This is a genomic window from Tessaracoccus rhinocerotis (genome assembly GCF_007197885.1).
GTDB classification, from domain to species: Bacteria; Actinomycetota; Actinomycetes; order Propionibacteriales; family Propionibacteriaceae; genus Arachnia; species Arachnia rhinocerotis.
The window spans coordinates 672893-688544 of record NZ_VKKG01000001.1 but is presented as its reverse complement, the minus strand read 5'-3'; the positions used below and the strand labels follow the sequence as shown (position 1 = coordinate 688544).

The window sequence follows — 15652 nt, the reverse complement described above, 5'->3', positions numbered from 1 at the left end:
TGGGTGGTCGCTCGTTTGACTCTGGCGCTCAGATCGCTAGCATTACACGAGTATGCGTTCGGGTTGTAGACTTGGGCGCCGTACCCCTGCCCGTCAAAAGGCGCGGGTCACACCAGACGAACACGTCGCGCAGAGTGTGCGGCGATACCTAGAAGGAGCCCAAGTGGCAAAGGCCAAGTTTGAGCGGACCAAGCCGCACTGCAACATCGGCACCATCGGACACGTCGACCACGGCAAGACCACTCTGACCGCGGCGATCACCAAGGTGCTCCATGATGCATACCCCGATCTGAACGAGGCCTCGGCCTTCGACATGATCGACAAGGCGCCCGAGGAGCGCCAGCGCGGCATCACCATCTCGATCTCCCACGTCGAGTACCAGACCGAGAAGCGCCACTACGCGCACGTCGACTGCCCCGGTCACGCTGACTACGTCAAGAACATGATCACCGGTGCCGCCCAGATGGACGGCGCGATCCTCGTCGTGGCAGCCACCGACGGCCCGATGGCCCAGACGCACGAGCACATCCTGCTCGCCCGTCAGGTCGGCGTGCCCGCGATGGTCGTCGCCCTCAACAAGTGCGACATGATCGACGACGCCGATGCGGACCTGATCGAGCTCGTCGAGATGGAGCTGGACGAGATCCTCTCCGCCCAGGGCTTCGAGGACACCAAGATCGTCCGCGTGGCGGCCTTCCCGGCGCTCAACGGCGACGAGAAGTGGGGCAAGAGCATCCTCGAGCTGATGGACGCCGTCGACGAGCACATCCCGCAGCCCGAGCGTGACACGGACAAGCCGTTCCTCATGCCCGTCGAGGATGTCTTCACCATCACCGGTCGTGGCACCGTCGTCACCGGTCGCATCGAGCGCGGCATCGTCCGCACCGGTGAGACCGTCGACCTCGTCGGCATCCGCGAGGACAAGCAGACCAGCACCATCACCGGTGTCGAGATGTTCCGCAAGATCCTCGACGAGGGTCGCGCCGGAGAGAACGTCGGCCTGCTGCTCCGTGGCACCAAGAAGGAAGACGTCGAGCGTGGCATGGTCATCATCAAGCCCGGCTCGACCACCCCTCACACGGACTTCGAGGCGCAGGTCTACATCCTGAACAAGGACGAGGGTGGCCGTCACAAGCCGTTCTTCTCGAACTACTCGCCCCAGTTCTACTTCCGCACCACGGACGTGACCGGCGTTGTCCAGCTGCCCGAGGGCACCGACATGGTCATGCCCGGCGACAACACCGAGATGACCGTTCACCTGAACAAGCCCGTCGCGATGGAGGAGCAGCTCAAGTTCGCCATCCGCGAGGGTGGTCGCACCGTCGGCGCCGGAAACGTCACCAAGATCCTCAAGTGATCTGATCTGACCCAGCACGACACGAGGGCCCCGCACCGAATGGTGCGGGGCCTTCTTGTGTGTCTGAGTCGGGCTAGGCCCCGGCGCGCTTCTGGACGGCCGCCCACTCGTCCCGGAGGCCGACGGTGCGGTGGAACGTCATGGGGTGCTCGAGGTCGGCGGCGAAGTAGCCCAGGCGCTCGAACTGGACGACCTCGCCGGGCTCGGCGTCGGCCAGGGCGGCCTCCAGTCGGCACCCGGTGAGGACCTCGCGCGAGTTGGGGTTCAGGTCGTCGAGGGCCTCCCCGGTGCGCTCACCGGGAGCCTCGGCCGTGAAGAGCCTGTCGTACAGGGACACTGTCGCGTCGACGGCGTGCCGGGCGCTCACCCAGTGCATGGTCGACTTCACCTTGCGCCCGTCGGGGGAGTTGCCGCCCCGGGACAGCGGGTCGTAGGTGGCACGCACCTCGACGACGTTGCCCGACTCGTCCTTGACGACGTCCGTCGCGGTCACGAAGTAGGCGCCGCGCAGGCGGACCTCCCGGCCGGGGGAGAGCCGGAAGTACTTCGCGGGCGGGACCTCGCGGAAGTCGTCGGCCTCGATCCACAGCTCTCCGGTGAAGGCCACCTGGCGGGTCCCGTCCTCGGGGCGCTCCGGGTTGTTCGCAACCTCGAAGTACTCGACGACGGGGCGGCCGTCCTCATCGGTGGGCCAGTTGTCCAGCACGAGCCTGAGCGGATGCAGCACCGCCATGCGGCGTTGCGCGGTGGCGTTGAGCTCGCGGCGGACGTAGGACTCCAGCTCCTCGATGGACTTGCGCGAGTTGGTGCGGGTGGTGCCGACCTCCCGGCAGAACTGGCGGATGGCGGCGGCCGGGTAGCCGCGCCGGCGCAGTCCTCGGATCGTGGGCATCCGGGGGTCGTCCCAGCCGTCGACCACGCCGTCGAACACGAGCTTGGCGAGGCGCCGCTTCGAGGTGACGGTGTGGGTGAACTCGAGGCGGGCGAACTCGATCTGCTTGGGAGGCGTGCGGTCCAGGTCCAGCTGCTGCAGGAACCAGTCGTAGAGTGGGCGGTGGGACTCGAACTCGAGCGTGCAGATGGAGTGCGTGACGCCCTCGATCGCGTCGCTCTGGCCGTGGGCCCAGTCGTAGGTCGGGTAGATGGACCACTCGTCACCGGTGCGGTGGTGCTCGATGTTGCGGATGCGGTACATGATCGGGTCACGCAGCTGCATGTTCTCGTGCTGCATGTCGATCTTGGCTCGCAGGACGCGGGAGCCGTCGCTGTACTGGCCCGCGCGCATGTCGCGGAAGATACGGAGGTTCTCCTCGATGGGCCGGTCCCGGTAGGGGGACTCGATGCCCGGCTTGCCGTACCCGCCGCGGCCGGCGGAGATCGCCTCCGGCGACTGCTCGTCGACGTAGGCCAGGCCCTTGCTGACCAGCAGTTCTGCCCACGCGTAGAGCTGCTCAAAGTAGTCCGAGGCGTGTCTCACCTCCGCCGGCTCGTACCCGAGCCACCGGATGTCCTCGATGATGGAGTCGACGAAGGACGTCTCCTCGGTCTCCGGGTTGGTGTCGTCCAGGCGGAGCATGCACGAGCCGCCGAAGTCCAGCGCGGTGCCGAAGTCGACGACGATGGCCTTGGCGTGGCCGATGTGCAGGAAGCCGTTCGGCTCGGGTGGGAACCTCGTCTGGACGCGGCCACCGTGGAGCCCCTTCGCGACGTCGTTTCGCACGATGTCGGAGATGAAGTTGGAGGGCGCGGTCCCGGCGGCTTCAGTCATGGAGGAAAAGCTACCATCGGGGCACCGTTCCGTCCTCAGCCCCCCGGCAGGACCCCGTTGAGCCACACCAGCAGGGCGATCGGCACACCCACCACGACAGCCAGCACCACGGCTGCCATCACCGCGACGGAGACCCAGTAGGTCACCGACGCCCTGCGCACCTGCTCGCGGTCCTCGATCGTACGCGTGAGCAGCTTCAGGTTCTTGGCGTTCGAGCGGTAGGCCATGTCGAGGAACCCACCCAGGAACGGGACGAGCCCGAGCAGCCAGTCGATCAGGTAGTTGCCCAGCATGCGCGCCAGCACGGGAACGGGGGCCCGGAGCCGGGCGGCGTCCACCAGCACGACCGAGCCGAACGCGGCGCCGACGGCGGTCCCGGCGCCCGGGATGAAGCTGAGCAGCGGATCCACCCCGAAGCGGAAGTTGGTGCCGGGCACGCGCACGAGGCTGTCCAGGACGTGCGCGAACGTGCGGGTGACGCGCGCCGGGGTGTCGCGCGGCAGGTGCTCCATCACCTTCCTGGCCTCCGCGAGTGCGCGCTCGGACACCTCGGTGCGGCCCTTGTCCGGGGCGCCGTCGCCGCGCTCCGACAGGGCCGCCTCGGCCCTCCGGATGGCCTCCTCGAGGGAGTCCGGGTTCTTCGCCGGCTCTTTGCTCACGATTCAAGGATGCCACCGTGCCGGTAGGATCTGGCCCATCATGACTGACTCGTTGACTCCCGCCCGCACCCGCGTCGCCCCCTCGCCCACCGGCGACCCCCACGTCGGAACGGCCTTCATGGCACTGTTCGACCTTGCTTGGGCCCGCAGGACCGGTGGCCGATTCGTACTCAGGATCGAGGACACCGACCAGAACCGCCTGGTCGAGGGCAGCGAGCAGCAGATCTACGACTCCCTCGCCTGGCTGGGGCTCAGCCCGGACGAGGGCCCGGTGCAGGGCGGGGAGTTCGGTCCCTACCGCCAGTCGGAGCGGCTCGAGACCTACGCCCCCTACGTGCAGCAGCTCCTGGACCAGGGCAATGCCTACCACTGCTGGTGCAGTTCCGAGCGGTTGGCGCAGCTGCGTGAGGAGCAGCAGGCTTCCAAGCAGTCCAACACCGGCTACGACAGGCTGTGCGTCGGCAAGACCCGTCAGGAGCGGGCGGCGCTGCCCGGTTTCTCGGAGACCCCGGTCGTGCGCATGCTGATCCCCGACGACGCCCCGACCAGCTTCACCGACATCATCCGCGGCACTGTGAGGGCGCCCCGCCCCGACGACCAGGTGATCCTCAAGACCGACGGGTTCCCCACCTACCACCTCGCCGTCGTGGTGGACGACCACCTGATGGGGATCAACACCGTCGTGCGTGGCGAGGAGTGGATCTCCTCCACCCCCAAGCACGTCCTCCTGTACCAGTGGCTCGGGCTGGAGGTGCCGCAGTTCGCCCACATGCCGCTGCTGCGCAACACGGACAAGTCCAAGATCTCCAAGCGCAAGAACCCGGCAGCCCGGCTGATGTGGTTCAAGGAGCAGGGCTACCTGCCCGAGGCCGTGCGCAACTTCCTCCAGCTCCTCGGCTACGCCGGCGACGAGGAGAACGAGGTGAAGAGCTTCGAGCAGTTCGTGCAGGAGTTCTCGTGGGAGAAGGTCAACACCACGGGCCCGATCTTCGACCTCAAGAAGCTCGACTGGCTCAACGGCCACTACATCCGCGCCATGGCTGCCGATGAGCTGGCCACCCGGATCTCCGACTTCGCAGTCGCCGCCGGGCAGTGGGCGGCCCCGTCCCCGGCCCAGCTCGACGTGCTGCGCCGGGCGGTCCCGATCATCCAGGAACGGCTGGTCCTCCTGAAGGACGCGCTCCCGCAGCTCGACTACCTGTTCACCGCCGACGCCGACATCGTGGTGGACCCCGACGCCTTGGCCGGCCTCGCGGACAACGCCCCGGAGGTGCTGGACGCGGCCATCGACGTGGTGTCCTCCGTCGCCCTGGACGCCGCCTCCATCCAGGCCGGGTTGCGGGAGCGCATCGTCGAGGGGATGGGGATCAAGCCCAAGTTCGCCTTTGCCCCCGTTCGGGTCGCCATCTCGGGCCGGAAGGTCTCACCGCCGCTGTTCGAGTCGATCGAGATCCTTGGACGGGAGTCCTCCCTGGCCCGACTGAAAGGTCTGCGCAGCTCGCTGTGATCAGCCGCGCCCGTGCGGCGTGGTCCACCCCGACAGGTCCGGCCCCTTGGGAACAATGCCCAAGGGGTTCAGATCCGTGTGCACGATGTGGTAGTGCTGCTTGATCTGGTCGAAGTCGATGGTCTCGCCGAATCCGGGTGTCTGGAACAGGTCACGGGCGTAGGCCCACAGGACGGGCATCTCGCTCAGCTTGTTGCGATTGCACTTGAAGTGGCCGTGGTAGACGGCGTCGAAGCGAACCAGGGTGGTGAACAGGCGCACGTCCGCCTCGGTGATGGCATCCCCCATGAGGTAGCGGCGGTCTGCCAGACGCTCCTCCAGCCAGTCCATCGCCGTCCAGAGTCGGTCGTAGGCTGAGTCGTAGGCCTCCTGCGAACCGGCGAAGCCGCACCGGTAGACGCCGTTGTTGACCTCGGTGTAGATCCGCTTCATAACGGGCGCCATCTCGTCGCGGAGGTGCTCGGGCCACAGGTCCGGGGCGCCGTCGCGGTGGTACTGCTTCCACTCGGTGGAGAAGTCAAGGGTCATCTGGGCGAAGTCGTTGGTGACCACCTCACCGGTGGCCACCTCGACGATCGCCGGTACGGTGATGCCGCGCGGGTAGCCGGGGAACCGCTTCTCGTACGCGTCCTTGAGCTTGTGGATGCCCAGCACGGGGTCCACCCCGCCGGGGTCGAGGTCGAACGTCCACGAGTCGGCGTCGTGCGTCGGCCCCGGGGCGCCGAGGGAGATGACGTCGGTCAGCCCCAGCAGCTCGCGCACGATGATGGTCCGGTTCGCCCATGGGCACGCCCGGGCTGCGACGAGGTGGTAGCGGCCGGGCTCGACCGGGTGGTCGTCGGTGCCGGGACGGGGTTCGGCGACGATGCGGGTGGTGATGTAGGAGCTGTCGCGGGTGAACTCCTTGCCCTTGCTGGAGTAGACGCCGCCCTTCGAATGCTCTTCCTGGCCAGGTGTGCTCATGCCCGCAAGGCTAGTCGCTCAGTCGTCGGCGAGCAGCAGCTCGGCGAGGGGCTTGCGCACCCGCGGGGCAACCTCGCGCTCCCGCAGCACCTCGTCGGCCAGCGCGGCGGGGGAGGCGAGCACGCCGACGGCCGTCACGGAGACGATGTCGAAGCGATCGTCGACGTTGAACGAGCGACGCAGGGGGTCGACCTCGATGCCGCCCATCTGGTGCACGTGGAAGCCGTCCTTGTGGGCCTGCAGGGCCAGCGTGGCGGCTGCCTGTCCCAGGTCGTAGTGCGCCCAGCGCTGTTCCGCGCCCTCGGGGCTGACGGTCTCGGCCAGGTTCACGACGAGCACGGAGGCGCTGCCGGCCCATGCCTTGTTGAAGCCCATCAGGTGCTCGACGATGGTGGAGTGGGTGGCGGTACCGCGCCGGCCCACGATGAAGCGCCACGGCTGGGTGTTCGACGCCGACGCGCTCCACCGGGCGGCCTCCAGGAAGGCGGTGATGTTCTCCTCGGGCACGTCGACGGAGACGTCGAAGGAGCGGGGGCTCCACCGGTTCGCGATCACCTCGGAGATGGGTGCGCTGGTCACGGCGGTGCGGTTCAGGGTCTGGGTCATTGTCGTCCTCCTGCGTCTGCTCTTCGGCTGGCCGGGACGACAGTGGCCCACCGTGATGAACGCCCGGGGCGCTGATTTTGTTCCCTGCTAGGTTCAACGACGTGCTGAACAACGACGAGATCACCTCCTTCAGTCCCGGCTCCGGCAGGCGCGTCGCCCCTCGCTCCCAACTCTCCTCCGACGCCCCCCGCCGCGACCTTTCCGGAACGTGGCGGTTCCACTTCGCGACCCGCCCGGACCTGGCTCCGGCGGACGCCTGCCGGGTGGACTTCGACGACTCCGGCTGGGACGAGATCCCGGTGCCGTCGCACTGGGTACTGCAGGGTCGCCCCGAGTGGGGTCGGCCGATCTACACCAACATCGACTACCCGTTCCCGGTGGACCCACCCTTCGTCCCCGACGAGAACCCGACCGGTGACTACCGCGTGGAGTTCACCGTCGACGATGCGTTCCTCACCGGGGGCGCCAGGGCGCACCTGCGCTTCGGTGGCGTGGAGTCCCTGTGCATCGCCACCATGAACGGCACCCCGGTCGGCGTGGTCCGGGGCAGCCGCCTGGCCCAGGAGCTGGACGTCACCGACGAACTCGTCGTCGGCAGCAACGTGCTGCACCTGCGCGTGCACCAGTGGTCCAGCAACACCTACCTCGAGGACCAGGACCAGTGGTGGCTGCCCGGCGTCTTCCGCGAGGTGGAGCTGCTCTCGCGCCCGGGGGCCGGCATCGACGACGTCTGGCTGCGGGCCGACTTCGACCCCGAGACCGGCCACGGCACCCTGGTCCCCGAGATCAGGGCCGGCGCCGAGGCGTTCCCCGTCACCGTGGCGGTCGAAGAGTTGGGGGTCTCCACCACGTTCGCGACGCCGTCGCAGGTGGCGCCCGTCCCCATGGGCGAGGTCGAGCCCTGGAGCGCCGACGTCCCCAGGCTGTACGAGGCCGTGGTCTCCAACGCGGCAGAGACCATCACCGTTCGCACGGGCTTCCGGCGGGTGGAAGTGGTGGGCCACGAGTGGCGGGTCAATGGCGTGAAGCTGAGGCTGCGCGGGGTGAACCGGCACGAGTACCACCCGGACCTCGGGCGGGTCTTCGACCGCGAGGCCGCCCGGGAGGGCCTGCTCCTGATGAAGCGGCACAACATCAACGCCATCCGCACCGCGCACTACCCGCCCCACCCGGAGCTGTTGGCGCTGGCCGACGAGCTTGGCTTCTGGGTGATCGACGAGTGCGACTACGAGACCCACGGGTTCGAGGCCGGTGGCTGGGTGGACAATCCCTCCGACGACCCGCGCTGGCGTGAGACGCTGCTCGACAGGGTCGAGCGGTTCTTCGAGCGCGACAAGAACCATCCCTGCGTCGTGGCCTGGTCGCTCGGCAACGAGGCGCACACCGGGGCCAACACGGCGGCCATGGCGGCGTGGTTGCACCGGCGCGACCCGGGACGCCCCGTCCACTACGAACCCGACTTCGACGGCCGCTACAGCGACGTCGTCTCGCGCATGTACGCCTCGCCGGAGGAACTGCGGTTCCTCAGCGAGGGTCTGGGCAACAACAAGCTGGGCGCCCCGGGCCGGGCCGCCGCACTCGCCGAGCGCCCCATGATCCTGTGCGAGTACGCCCACGCCATGGGCAACGGCTCCGCGCAGCTCGACGTCTACGAGGAGCTGTTCGACACGCTGCCGCAGTGGCACGGGGGGTTCGTGTGGGAGTGGCGCGACCACGGGCTGCGCACCCACACCGACGACGGGCGTGAGTTCTTCGCCTACGGCGGTGACTTCGGCGAGGAGATCCACGACGGCAACTTCGTCACCGACGGAATGGTGCTCTCCGACGGCACCCCCAGCCCGATGCTGGCGGAGTTCGCCGCGGTCTGCTCGCCGATCAAGCTGGTCGTTGACGACCTCGGCCTGGTGATCGAGAACCGCCGTCATGACGGGGACACCTCCGACCTCCGCTTCGTCGTCGTGGACGAGGTCGCGGGGGAGTTGGTGGCGCGCCACGAGATCTCCGTCGATCCCATCTGGCCCGACGGGGCCGAGGACCTCGACATCCCGGACCCGCCCGCGGGCGTGGACGGCGAGGTGTGGCGCACGGCGCGCGCCGAGCTCGCGGCTGACACCGACTGGGCACCCGCGGGCCACGTGGTGGCGTTCCACCAGGTACGGATCTCGGCACCTCCGGCGGCCGGCGCCCGCGTCGCGGAACGGGAGGCAGACGAGCCCACGGATCGTGACGGGGTGCTGGTGCTGGGACGGGCCCGTCTGGACGCGCGCACCGGGGACCTCGTCGAGCTCGGAGGGCACCCGGTGTCGGGACCGCGGCTGGAGCTGTGGCGTCCGCCGACGGACAACGACCGGCTCGGTACCTCCAGCGCCTTCGTGACCACCGACCGCAACACCAACAACCTCGTGGACCACGGCGGGCCGACGCACGCCGACGGGTGGCGCGCCGCAGGCCTGGACCGGCTGCAGCGACGGGTGCTGGCCGTCGAGGTGGGGGAGGACTCGATCCGGGTACGCCACCGCTACGCGGCTGCGGCCGGACGTGACGCCGTCGTCGTCGAGTTGCTGTGGCGCTCGATCGAGGGCGAGCTGGTCCTCGCCGCCGACGCGCAGCCGACGCGCGGATGGCCGGGCGGCTGGCCGAGGATCGGCCTGCACCTCGTCCTGCCACCGGGTGTCGAGGATGTGGAGTGGTTCGGTACCGGGCCGAACGAGAACTATCCCGACTCCCGCCGCGCCGCCGTGGTGGGACGCTTCCTGTCCCGCGTGCCGGACCTCACCATCGACTACGCCCGACCCCAGGAGAGCGGCCACAGGGGTGACCTGCGCTGGCTCGAACTGCCGGGGATCGGCCTACGGATCGCGGCGGACGAGGTGGCCGGCGCACGGCCCGGGTTCACGCTGCGCCGACACGACGTGCGCGAGGTCACCGCAGCCGACCACCCTCACGAGCTCCCCGAACCGACGGCGACACACCTCTACCTCGACGCCGCCCAGCGCGGCATCGGCACCCTGCTCAGCGATCCGGACGTCCGACCGGAGCACGAGCTGCGGCCGCGGGCGGCGCAGTGGTCCCTGCGCTTCAGCGCTGCACCTGAGCGCGCCTAGGCTTCAACCATGAGCGCACAGCCCGGCTGGTACCAGGATCCCGAGGGGCCGGCCGGGCAGGCCCGTTACTGGGACGGCAACCGCTGGGCACCCGCGCCGGGGGCTCCGACGCCCGGATCTGAACCCGACGGCCCGCGCAGGCCCGCCTGGCTCGTGCCGGCAGTGGTGGTCCTGGTCTCGGCAGTGCTGGTCGGGCTCGGGGTCTGGCAGCTCGGGCCACTCCTCTTCTCCGACGGCGATCCCGCGCCCGCGCCGACCGCCACGTCGAGCGAGGGCACGTCGCCGCAGGCCACGACACCGGTACAGGAGCCGACGCAGGTGGGGGAGTTGGACTGTGTGGCCGCCTCGTCGTCGAACTTCGACAGCGGGCCGGAGCTGCGCGTGGCGGGGATCGTGGTGCCGTTCGGCGTCCACGACGAGTGGGGCTTCCGGTTCGACAGCTCGCAGTGGACGTGGCTGCACGACCTGCACGCTTGGGGGACCGTTGACATCGAGCCGCGCGGCGAGCAGTGGGCAGCGGGCATCGTCGTCGGACGGCTGGAGGCCGGCAGCGGCTTCGGGGAGCCGCGGCAGGCGGCCGAGGCGATGGTCGAGTGCCTGCTGTCCCACGGGCCCTTCAACACTGGCGAGCAGATGGAGATCAGCGAGTCCGGTGCGGTCACGGTGGACGGGATGCCAGGCTGGTCGATGACGATGGCCTACCCCGAGGAGGGGGAGTACGGGGCCACCACCATCCGCGTCCTCGCGCTGGACTCCGGGCAGGAGGGCAGCCTCGCCGGGGTGATCGGCTTCCACCCGCAGGGCCATCCCGGGACCGAAGCCGCCGTCGAAGAGCTCCTCGGGGGCATCGTCGCCCAGTAGGAGTGCCGGGTCGGCCGGATTGCAGTGCCGATTGGACCTCTACGGGAGCGGTGACTACACTCGTACGGCCGGGAGATCGTCTCCCAGTGTCTCGCGGCCCCGCACGACGATGATTTTGTGCAGGGCGCGTGGCGTGCAAGAATAACTAGGTTGCTCCGCGAGCGGGGGCAGGCTTCACCGTGTTGTCGAACGGGTCCGTCAGGGCCGGGTTCGCGCCGGCCGGCCGCCCCTCGTGTTCGAGGTCGGACAGATTGCCAACGGGCGGGACGTGTCCTTCGAGAGGGATCTCGGAGGCTGTCCCAAGCTGTGGCTGACAGTGCGACACTCCCGACCTCGGGGGTCGGGGCGACAAGGGGAATCACCCCCGATAGTTCGAAGAACTTTCACCAGGGACGAGTAGAAGGAACCAACTGTGGCGGGACAAAAAATCCGCATCAGGCTGCGGGCGTATGACCATGAGGTCATCGACTCCAGCGCGCGGAAAATCGTCGACACCGTGACTCGCACGGGTGCAAAGGTCGCTGGCCCCGTGCCGCTGCCGACGGAGAAGAACGTGTACTGCGTCATCCGTTCGCCCCACAAGTACAAGGACAGCCGCGAGCACTTCGAGATGCGTACGCACAAGCGGCTGATTGACATCCTCGACCCCACGCCGAAGACCGTCGACTCGCTGATGCGACTCGACCTCCCGGCTGGAGTCGACATTGAGATCAAGCTTCCGTGAGGTCCGAGATGAGCACTACTGAACGAAACGTGAAGGGCATCCTGGGCACCAAGCTCGGCATGACCCAGCTTTGGGATGCCGACAACAAGGTCGTCCCGGTCACCGTGATCCAGGCCGGTCCCTGCGTCGTGACGCAGATCCGCACGCCTGAGACCGACGGCTACAGCGCCGTCCAGCTCGGCTTCGGCGCCGTCAAGGCCAAGCAGCTCACCAAGCCTGACGCCGGCCAGTTCGCCAAGGCGGACGTGACCCCGCGCAAGCACCTGCTCGAGATCCGCACCTCCGGTGCGTCCGAGTACACCCTGGGCCAGGAGCTGACCGCCGACGTGTTCGCCGATGGCGAGGTCGTCGACGTGACCGGCACCTCCAAGGGCAAGGGCACCGCCGGCGTCATGAAGCGCCACGGCTTCCACGGTCTGCGCGCCTCGCACGGTGTGCACCGCAAGCACCGCTCGCCCGGCTCGATCGGTGGCGCCTCCACCCCCGGCCGCGTGTTCAAGGGCCTCCGCATGGCTGGCCGCATGGGCAACGACAAGGTGACGGTCCAGAACCTCAAGATCCACGCCGTCGACGTTGAGCGCGGGCTGCTGCTGGTCCGCGGAGCGGTCCCCGGCAACAAGGGCTCGCTCGTCGTCGTGCGCACCGCAGCCAAGAAGGGTGATGCAGCATGAGCGAAGCACGCACCGTTGACGTCATCGACGCGAAGGGCAAGAAGGCCGGCAAGGTCGACCTCCCCGGTGACCTGTTCGACGTCCAGACCAACATTCCCCTGATCCACCAGGTGGTCGTGGCGCAGCTCGCTGCCGCCCGTCAGGGAACCCACTCCACCAAGACCCGCGGCGAGGTTCGCGGCGGTGGCATCAAGCCCTGGCGCCAGAAGGGCACCGGCCGCGCCCGTCACGGCTCGCGTCGTTCCCCGATCTGGGTCGGCGGTGGCACGGTCCACGGTCCGCAGCCGCGCGACTACGCCCAGCGCACCCCCAAGAAGATGGTGGCCGCCGCCCTGCGTGGCGCCCTGTCCGACCGGGCCCGCGACGGTCAGGTCCACGTCGTCTCCGAGCTCGTCTCGGGTGACGTCCCCAGCACCAAGGCAGCGCTGAACACGCTCGCCGCGCTGGGTGAGCTCTCCAAGGTGCTCGTCGTGCTCGACCGCTTCGAGGACGTCGCATGGTTGTCGCTGCGCAACGTGGACACCGTCCACGTGCTCGCGGTCGACCAGTTGAACACCTACGACGTGCTCGCGGCCGACAACATCGTGTTCACCTCCGCCGCGCTCGCAGCGTTCGTGAACCCCGCCGGTTCCGAGGCCGTCGAGGCCGAGGCCACCGAGTCCGAGGCCGACCAGGCCGATGGCAAGGAGAACAAGAAGTGACCGACCTCAAGATCCGTGACCACCGCGACATCATCCTGCGCCCGGTCGTGAGCGAGAAGAGCTACAACCTGCTCGACGAGGGCAAGTACACCTTCATCGTCGCCCCGGACGCCAACAAGACCGAGATCAAGATCGCCATCGAGGCCATCTTCGACGTCAAGGTCACCTCCGTCAACACGCTCAACCGCGAAGGCAAGCGTCGCCGTACGCGTTTCGGAGTCGGCAAGAAGGCCGACACCAAGCGCGCCATCGTGACCGTCGCCGAGGGCGAATCCATCGACATCTTCGGGGGCTCGGGCTCCTGAGCCCGAGTGCGAAGAAGACAAGACAAGGACTGATTCCTCATGGCTATCCGCAAGTACAAGCCGACCACGCCAGGTCGTCGCGGCTCCAGCGTGTCCGACTTCGTCGAGCTCACCCGCTCGACTCCTGAGAAGTCGCTGCTCGCTCCCAAGCCGAAGACCGGTGGTCGCAACAACACCGGCCGCATCACCACCCGCCACATCGGCGGTGGGCACAAGCAGGCTTACCGAATCATCGATTTCAAGCGCTACGACAAGGACGGGGTCCCGGCCAAGGTCGCTCACATCGAGTACGACCCGAACCGTACCGCCCGTATCGCCCTGCTCCACTACGTGGACGGCGAGAAGCGCTACATCATCGCGCCGAACGGCCTGACCCAGGGCACGATCATCGCTGCCGGTCAGGGTGCTGACATCAAGCCGGGCAACAACCTGGAACTGCGTCAGATCCCCGTCGGCACCACCGTCCACGCTGTGGAGCTCCGCCCCGGCGGTGGAGCCAAGCTCGGCCGCTCGGCCGGTGCCTCCATCCAGCTGGTCGCCCGCGAGGGCAAGTACGCCACCCTGCGCATGCCCTCGGGCGAGATGCGCATGGTGGACGTCCGCTGCCGCGCCACCATCGGAACGGTGGGCAACGCCGAGCAGTCGAACATCAACTGGGGCAAGGCCGGCCGCAAGCGTTGGAAGGGCGTCCGCCCGACCGTCCGCGGCGTGGTCATGAACCCGATCGACCACCCCCATGGTGGTGGCGAGGGTCGCACCTCCGGTGGCCGTCATCCTGTGTCCCCCTGGGGCAAGAAGGAAGGCCGCACCCGTGACAAGAACAAGGCGAGCAGCCGTCTGATCGTCCGTCGCCGCAAGACCGGCAAGAAGCGCTGATAGGGAGCCTGAGGAAATATGCCACGCAGCCTTAAGAAGGGCCCCTTCGTTGACGACCACCTTCAGAAGAAGGTAGACGTCCAGAACGAAAAGGGCACCAAGAACGTGATCAAGACCTGGTCGCGCCGTTCGATGATCGTTCCGGACATGCTGGGTCACACCATTGCCGTGCATGACGGTCGCAAGCACATCCCGGTGTTCGTCACCGAGGCGATGATCGGCCACAAGCTGGGCGAGTTCGCCCCCACGCGTACCTTCAAGGGGCACGTGAAGGACGACAAGAAGGCCCGCCGCCGCTGAGGCCGGCAGAGAAGGAATTGATTTCACAATGAGCAACGAAAACGGCAACAGCCGTCGTCGCGACATCCTGCTGGGTGATCGTCCCGGATCCTTCGCCGTCGCGAAGCACGTCCGGATGAGCCCCACCAAGGTGCGCCGTGTCATCGACCTGGTCCGCGGTATGGACGTCGCAGAGGCGCTCACCGCGCTGAAGTTCGCGCCGCAGGCCGCTTCCGAGCCGGTCTACAAGGTGGTCGCATCCGCCGTCGCCAACGCCGAGAGCGCAGAGGACCTGCGCACTGAGGAGCTGTACATCTCCCAGGCGTTCGTCGACGAGGGCGTCACCCTCCGACGTATCCGTCCCCGAGCCAAGGGGTCCGCGAGCCGCATCCTCAAGCGCGGTTCACACATCACTGTGGTTGTCGAGCCCCGTGAGACGAAGGGAGCCTGAGTTATGGGCCAGAAGATCAACCCGAACGGTTTCCGTCTCGGCATCACCACCGACCACACCACGCGTTGGTACTCGGAGAAGAAGTACGCCGAGTACGTGGAAGAGGACATCAAGATTCGTGAGTACCTCACGAAGAACCTCGAGCGCGCCGGCATCTCCTCGATCGAGATCGAGCGTCGTTCCGAGCGTGTGACCCTCTTCCTGCACGCCGCGCGTCCGGGCATCGTCATCGGCCGCAACGGCGCCGAGGCGGAGCGTGTCCGCGGTGCACTTGAGAAGATGACCGGCAAGCAGGTTCAGCTGAACATCCTCGAGGTCAAGAACCCCGAGATCGATGCGCAGCTGGTCGCACAGGGCGTCGCCGAGCAGCTGGGCGCCCGTGTGGCGTTCCGCCGTGCGATGCGCAAGGCGCAGCAGACCGCCATGCGTGCAGGTGCCCAGGGCATCCGCATCAAGTGCTCCGGTCGTCTCGGTGGCGCCGAGATGTCGCGCTCCGAGGGCTACCGCGAGGGCCGTGTCCCGCTGCACACCCTCCGCGCCGACATCGACTACGGCTTCTACGAGGCCCGCACGACCTTCGGCCGGATCGGCGTGAAGGTCTGGATCTACAAGGGTGACGTCACCGGTACCCGCGCCGAGCGCGCTGCCCAGAAGGCAGCCCGCAACGCAGCCCCCGGTGGCCGTGGCGGACGCCCCGGCCGTCGCCCCGGCCGCGGCGAGGGCCGCGGTGACCGTCCTGAGCGCGGCGGTCGCCGTCGCGCCGATGCAGCCCAGGCCCCGGCCGAGGCTGCACCCGCCAGCGAGAACGCAGGAGCCTGAG

The 15652-nt window shown here is 68.2% G+C and carries 16 protein-coding genes; 12 read left to right on the top strand and 4 right to left on the bottom strand.

What is annotated here, in order from left to right; all coding sequences use genetic code 11:
• The first annotated feature begins 163 nt into the window (after positions 1-163).
• Entirely contained in the window at positions 164-1357 is a 1194-nt protein-coding gene (tuf, locus tag FOJ82_RS03350; RefSeq protein WP_143937012.1) for an elongation factor Tu, read from the top strand.
• Positions 1358-1430: 73 nt separating this feature from the next.
• Here the strand turns inward: tuf and FOJ82_RS03345 are convergent, their stop codons facing one another.
• Together FOJ82_RS03345 and FOJ82_RS03340 are read right to left on the bottom strand one after the other, a co-directional pair.
• Positions 1431-3125: a glutamine--tRNA ligase/YqeY domain fusion protein gene (locus tag FOJ82_RS03345; RefSeq protein WP_143937011.1), complete on the bottom strand. Its 1695-nt coding sequence runs from the start codon at positions 3123-3125 to the stop codon at positions 1431-1433.
• A 35-nt stretch (positions 3126-3160) separates the two neighbouring features.
• Entirely contained in the window at positions 3161-3784 is a 624-nt protein-coding gene (locus tag FOJ82_RS03340) for a DUF4112 domain-containing protein (protein WP_143937010.1), read from the bottom strand.
• A gap of 40 nt (positions 3785-3824) precedes the next feature.
• Between FOJ82_RS03340 and gltX the strand changes: the two genes are divergently transcribed.
• The gene (gene gltX / locus FOJ82_RS03335; RefSeq protein ID WP_143937009.1) at positions 3825-5291 is read left to right on the top strand and encodes a glutamate--tRNA ligase; all 1467 of its coding nucleotides are present in this window, start codon (positions 3825-3827) and stop codon (positions 5289-5291) included.
• Here the strand turns inward: gltX and FOJ82_RS03330 are convergent, their stop codons facing one another.
• Positions 5292-6254, bottom strand: coding sequence for a glutathione S-transferase family protein (locus FOJ82_RS03330; RefSeq protein WP_143937008.1), 963 nt, complete (start codon positions 6252-6254; stop codon positions 5292-5294).
• Between the two features lie 18 nt (positions 6255-6272).
• Positions 6273-6860 (bottom strand): nitroreductase family protein, encoded by a 588-nt coding sequence (locus FOJ82_RS03325; protein ID WP_143937007.1) that lies wholly within the window; start codon positions 6858-6860, stop codon positions 6273-6275.
• Between the two features lie 101 nt (positions 6861-6961).
• Here FOJ82_RS03325 and FOJ82_RS03320 point away from each other — a divergent pair, with 101 nt between their 5' ends.
• From FOJ82_RS03320 to rpsC, 10 genes are all read left to right on the top strand, one after another.
• The gene (locus FOJ82_RS03320) at positions 6962-9964 is read left to right on the top strand and encodes a glycoside hydrolase family 2 TIM barrel-domain containing protein (protein ID WP_221933002.1); all 3003 of its coding nucleotides are present in this window, start codon (positions 6962-6964) and stop codon (positions 9962-9964) included.
• Positions 9965-9973: 9 nt separating this feature from the next.
• Entirely contained in the window at positions 9974-10825 is an 852-nt protein-coding gene (locus FOJ82_RS03315; RefSeq protein ID WP_143937006.1) for a DUF2510 domain-containing protein, read from the top strand.
• 412 nt (positions 10826-11237) lie between these two features.
• Complete coding sequence (rpsJ, locus tag FOJ82_RS03310; protein ID WP_040284687.1) at positions 11238-11549, top strand: 30S ribosomal protein S10; 312 nt, start codon at positions 11238-11240, stop codon at positions 11547-11549.
• Positions 11550-11557: 8 nt separating this feature from the next.
• Complete coding sequence (gene rplC, locus FOJ82_RS03305) at positions 11558-12220, top strand: 50S ribosomal protein L3 (protein WP_143937005.1); 663 nt, start codon at positions 11558-11560, stop codon at positions 12218-12220.
• The gene (gene rplD / locus FOJ82_RS03300) at positions 12217-12921 is read left to right on the top strand and encodes a 50S ribosomal protein L4 (protein WP_143937004.1); all 705 of its coding nucleotides are present in this window, start codon (positions 12217-12219) and stop codon (positions 12919-12921) included. Before rplC ends, rplD begins: the two co-directional genes overlap by 4 nt.
• Positions 12918-13226: a 50S ribosomal protein L23 gene (rplW, locus tag FOJ82_RS03295; protein WP_143937003.1), complete on the top strand. Its 309-nt coding sequence runs from the start codon at positions 12918-12920 to the stop codon at positions 13224-13226. Before rplD ends, rplW begins: the two co-directional genes overlap by 4 nt.
• Before the next feature lie 39 nt (positions 13227-13265).
• A complete protein-coding gene (rplB, locus tag FOJ82_RS03290) occupies positions 13266-14102 on the top strand; it encodes a 50S ribosomal protein L2 (protein ID WP_143937002.1) in 837 nt (278 codons plus the stop codon).
• 18 nt (positions 14103-14120) lie between these two features.
• On the top strand, positions 14121-14402 hold the full coding sequence (gene rpsS / locus FOJ82_RS03285; RefSeq protein WP_143937001.1) for a 30S ribosomal protein S19: 282 nt from the start codon (positions 14121-14123) through the stop codon (positions 14400-14402).
• 28 nt (positions 14403-14430) lie between these two features.
• Entirely contained in the window at positions 14431-14832 is a 402-nt protein-coding gene (gene rplV, locus FOJ82_RS03280) for a 50S ribosomal protein L22 (RefSeq protein WP_143937000.1), read from the top strand.
• 3 nt (positions 14833-14835) lie between these two features.
• Complete coding sequence (gene rpsC / locus FOJ82_RS03275) at positions 14836-15651, top strand: 30S ribosomal protein S3 (RefSeq protein ID WP_143936999.1); 816 nt, start codon at positions 14836-14838, stop codon at positions 15649-15651.
• Position 15652 lies beyond the last annotated feature (1 nt).

Bases quoted from the DNA above. Each gene is read 5' to 3' on its own strand.
- rpsS (WP_143937001.1), top strand. From the start codon at position 14,121: ATGCCACGCAGCCTTAAGAAGGGCCCCTTCGTTGACGACCACCTTCAG.
- rplV (WP_143937000.1), top strand. From the start codon at position 14,431: ATGAGCAACGAAAACGGCAACAGCCGTCGTCGCGACATCCTGCTGGGT.
- rpsC (WP_143936999.1), top strand. From the start codon at position 14,836: ATGGGCCAGAAGATCAACCCGAACGGTTTCCGTCTCGGCATCACCACC.
- FOJ82_RS03315 (WP_143937006.1), top strand. From the start codon at position 9,974: ATGAGCGCACAGCCCGGCTGGTACCAGGATCCCGAGGGGCCGGCCGGG.
- FOJ82_RS03345 (WP_143937011.1), bottom strand. From the start codon at position 3,125: ATGACTGAAGCCGCCGGGACCGCGCCCTCCAACTTCATCTCCGACATC.
- rplC (WP_143937005.1), top strand. From the start codon at position 11,558: ATGAGCACTACTGAACGAAACGTGAAGGGCATCCTGGGCACCAAGCTC.
- FOJ82_RS03330 (WP_143937008.1), bottom strand. From the start codon at position 6,254: ATGAGCACACCTGGCCAGGAAGAGCATTCGAAGGGCGGCGTCTACTCC.
- rplB (WP_143937002.1), top strand. From the start codon at position 13,266: ATGGCTATCCGCAAGTACAAGCCGACCACGCCAGGTCGTCGCGGCTCC.
- rplD (WP_143937004.1), top strand. From the start codon at position 12,217: ATGAGCGAAGCACGCACCGTTGACGTCATCGACGCGAAGGGCAAGAAG.
- FOJ82_RS03325 (WP_143937007.1), bottom strand. From the start codon at position 6,860: ATGACCCAGACCCTGAACCGCACCGCCGTGACCAGCGCACCCATCTCC.
- gltX (WP_143937009.1), top strand. From the start codon at position 3,825: ATGACTGACTCGTTGACTCCCGCCCGCACCCGCGTCGCCCCCTCGCCC.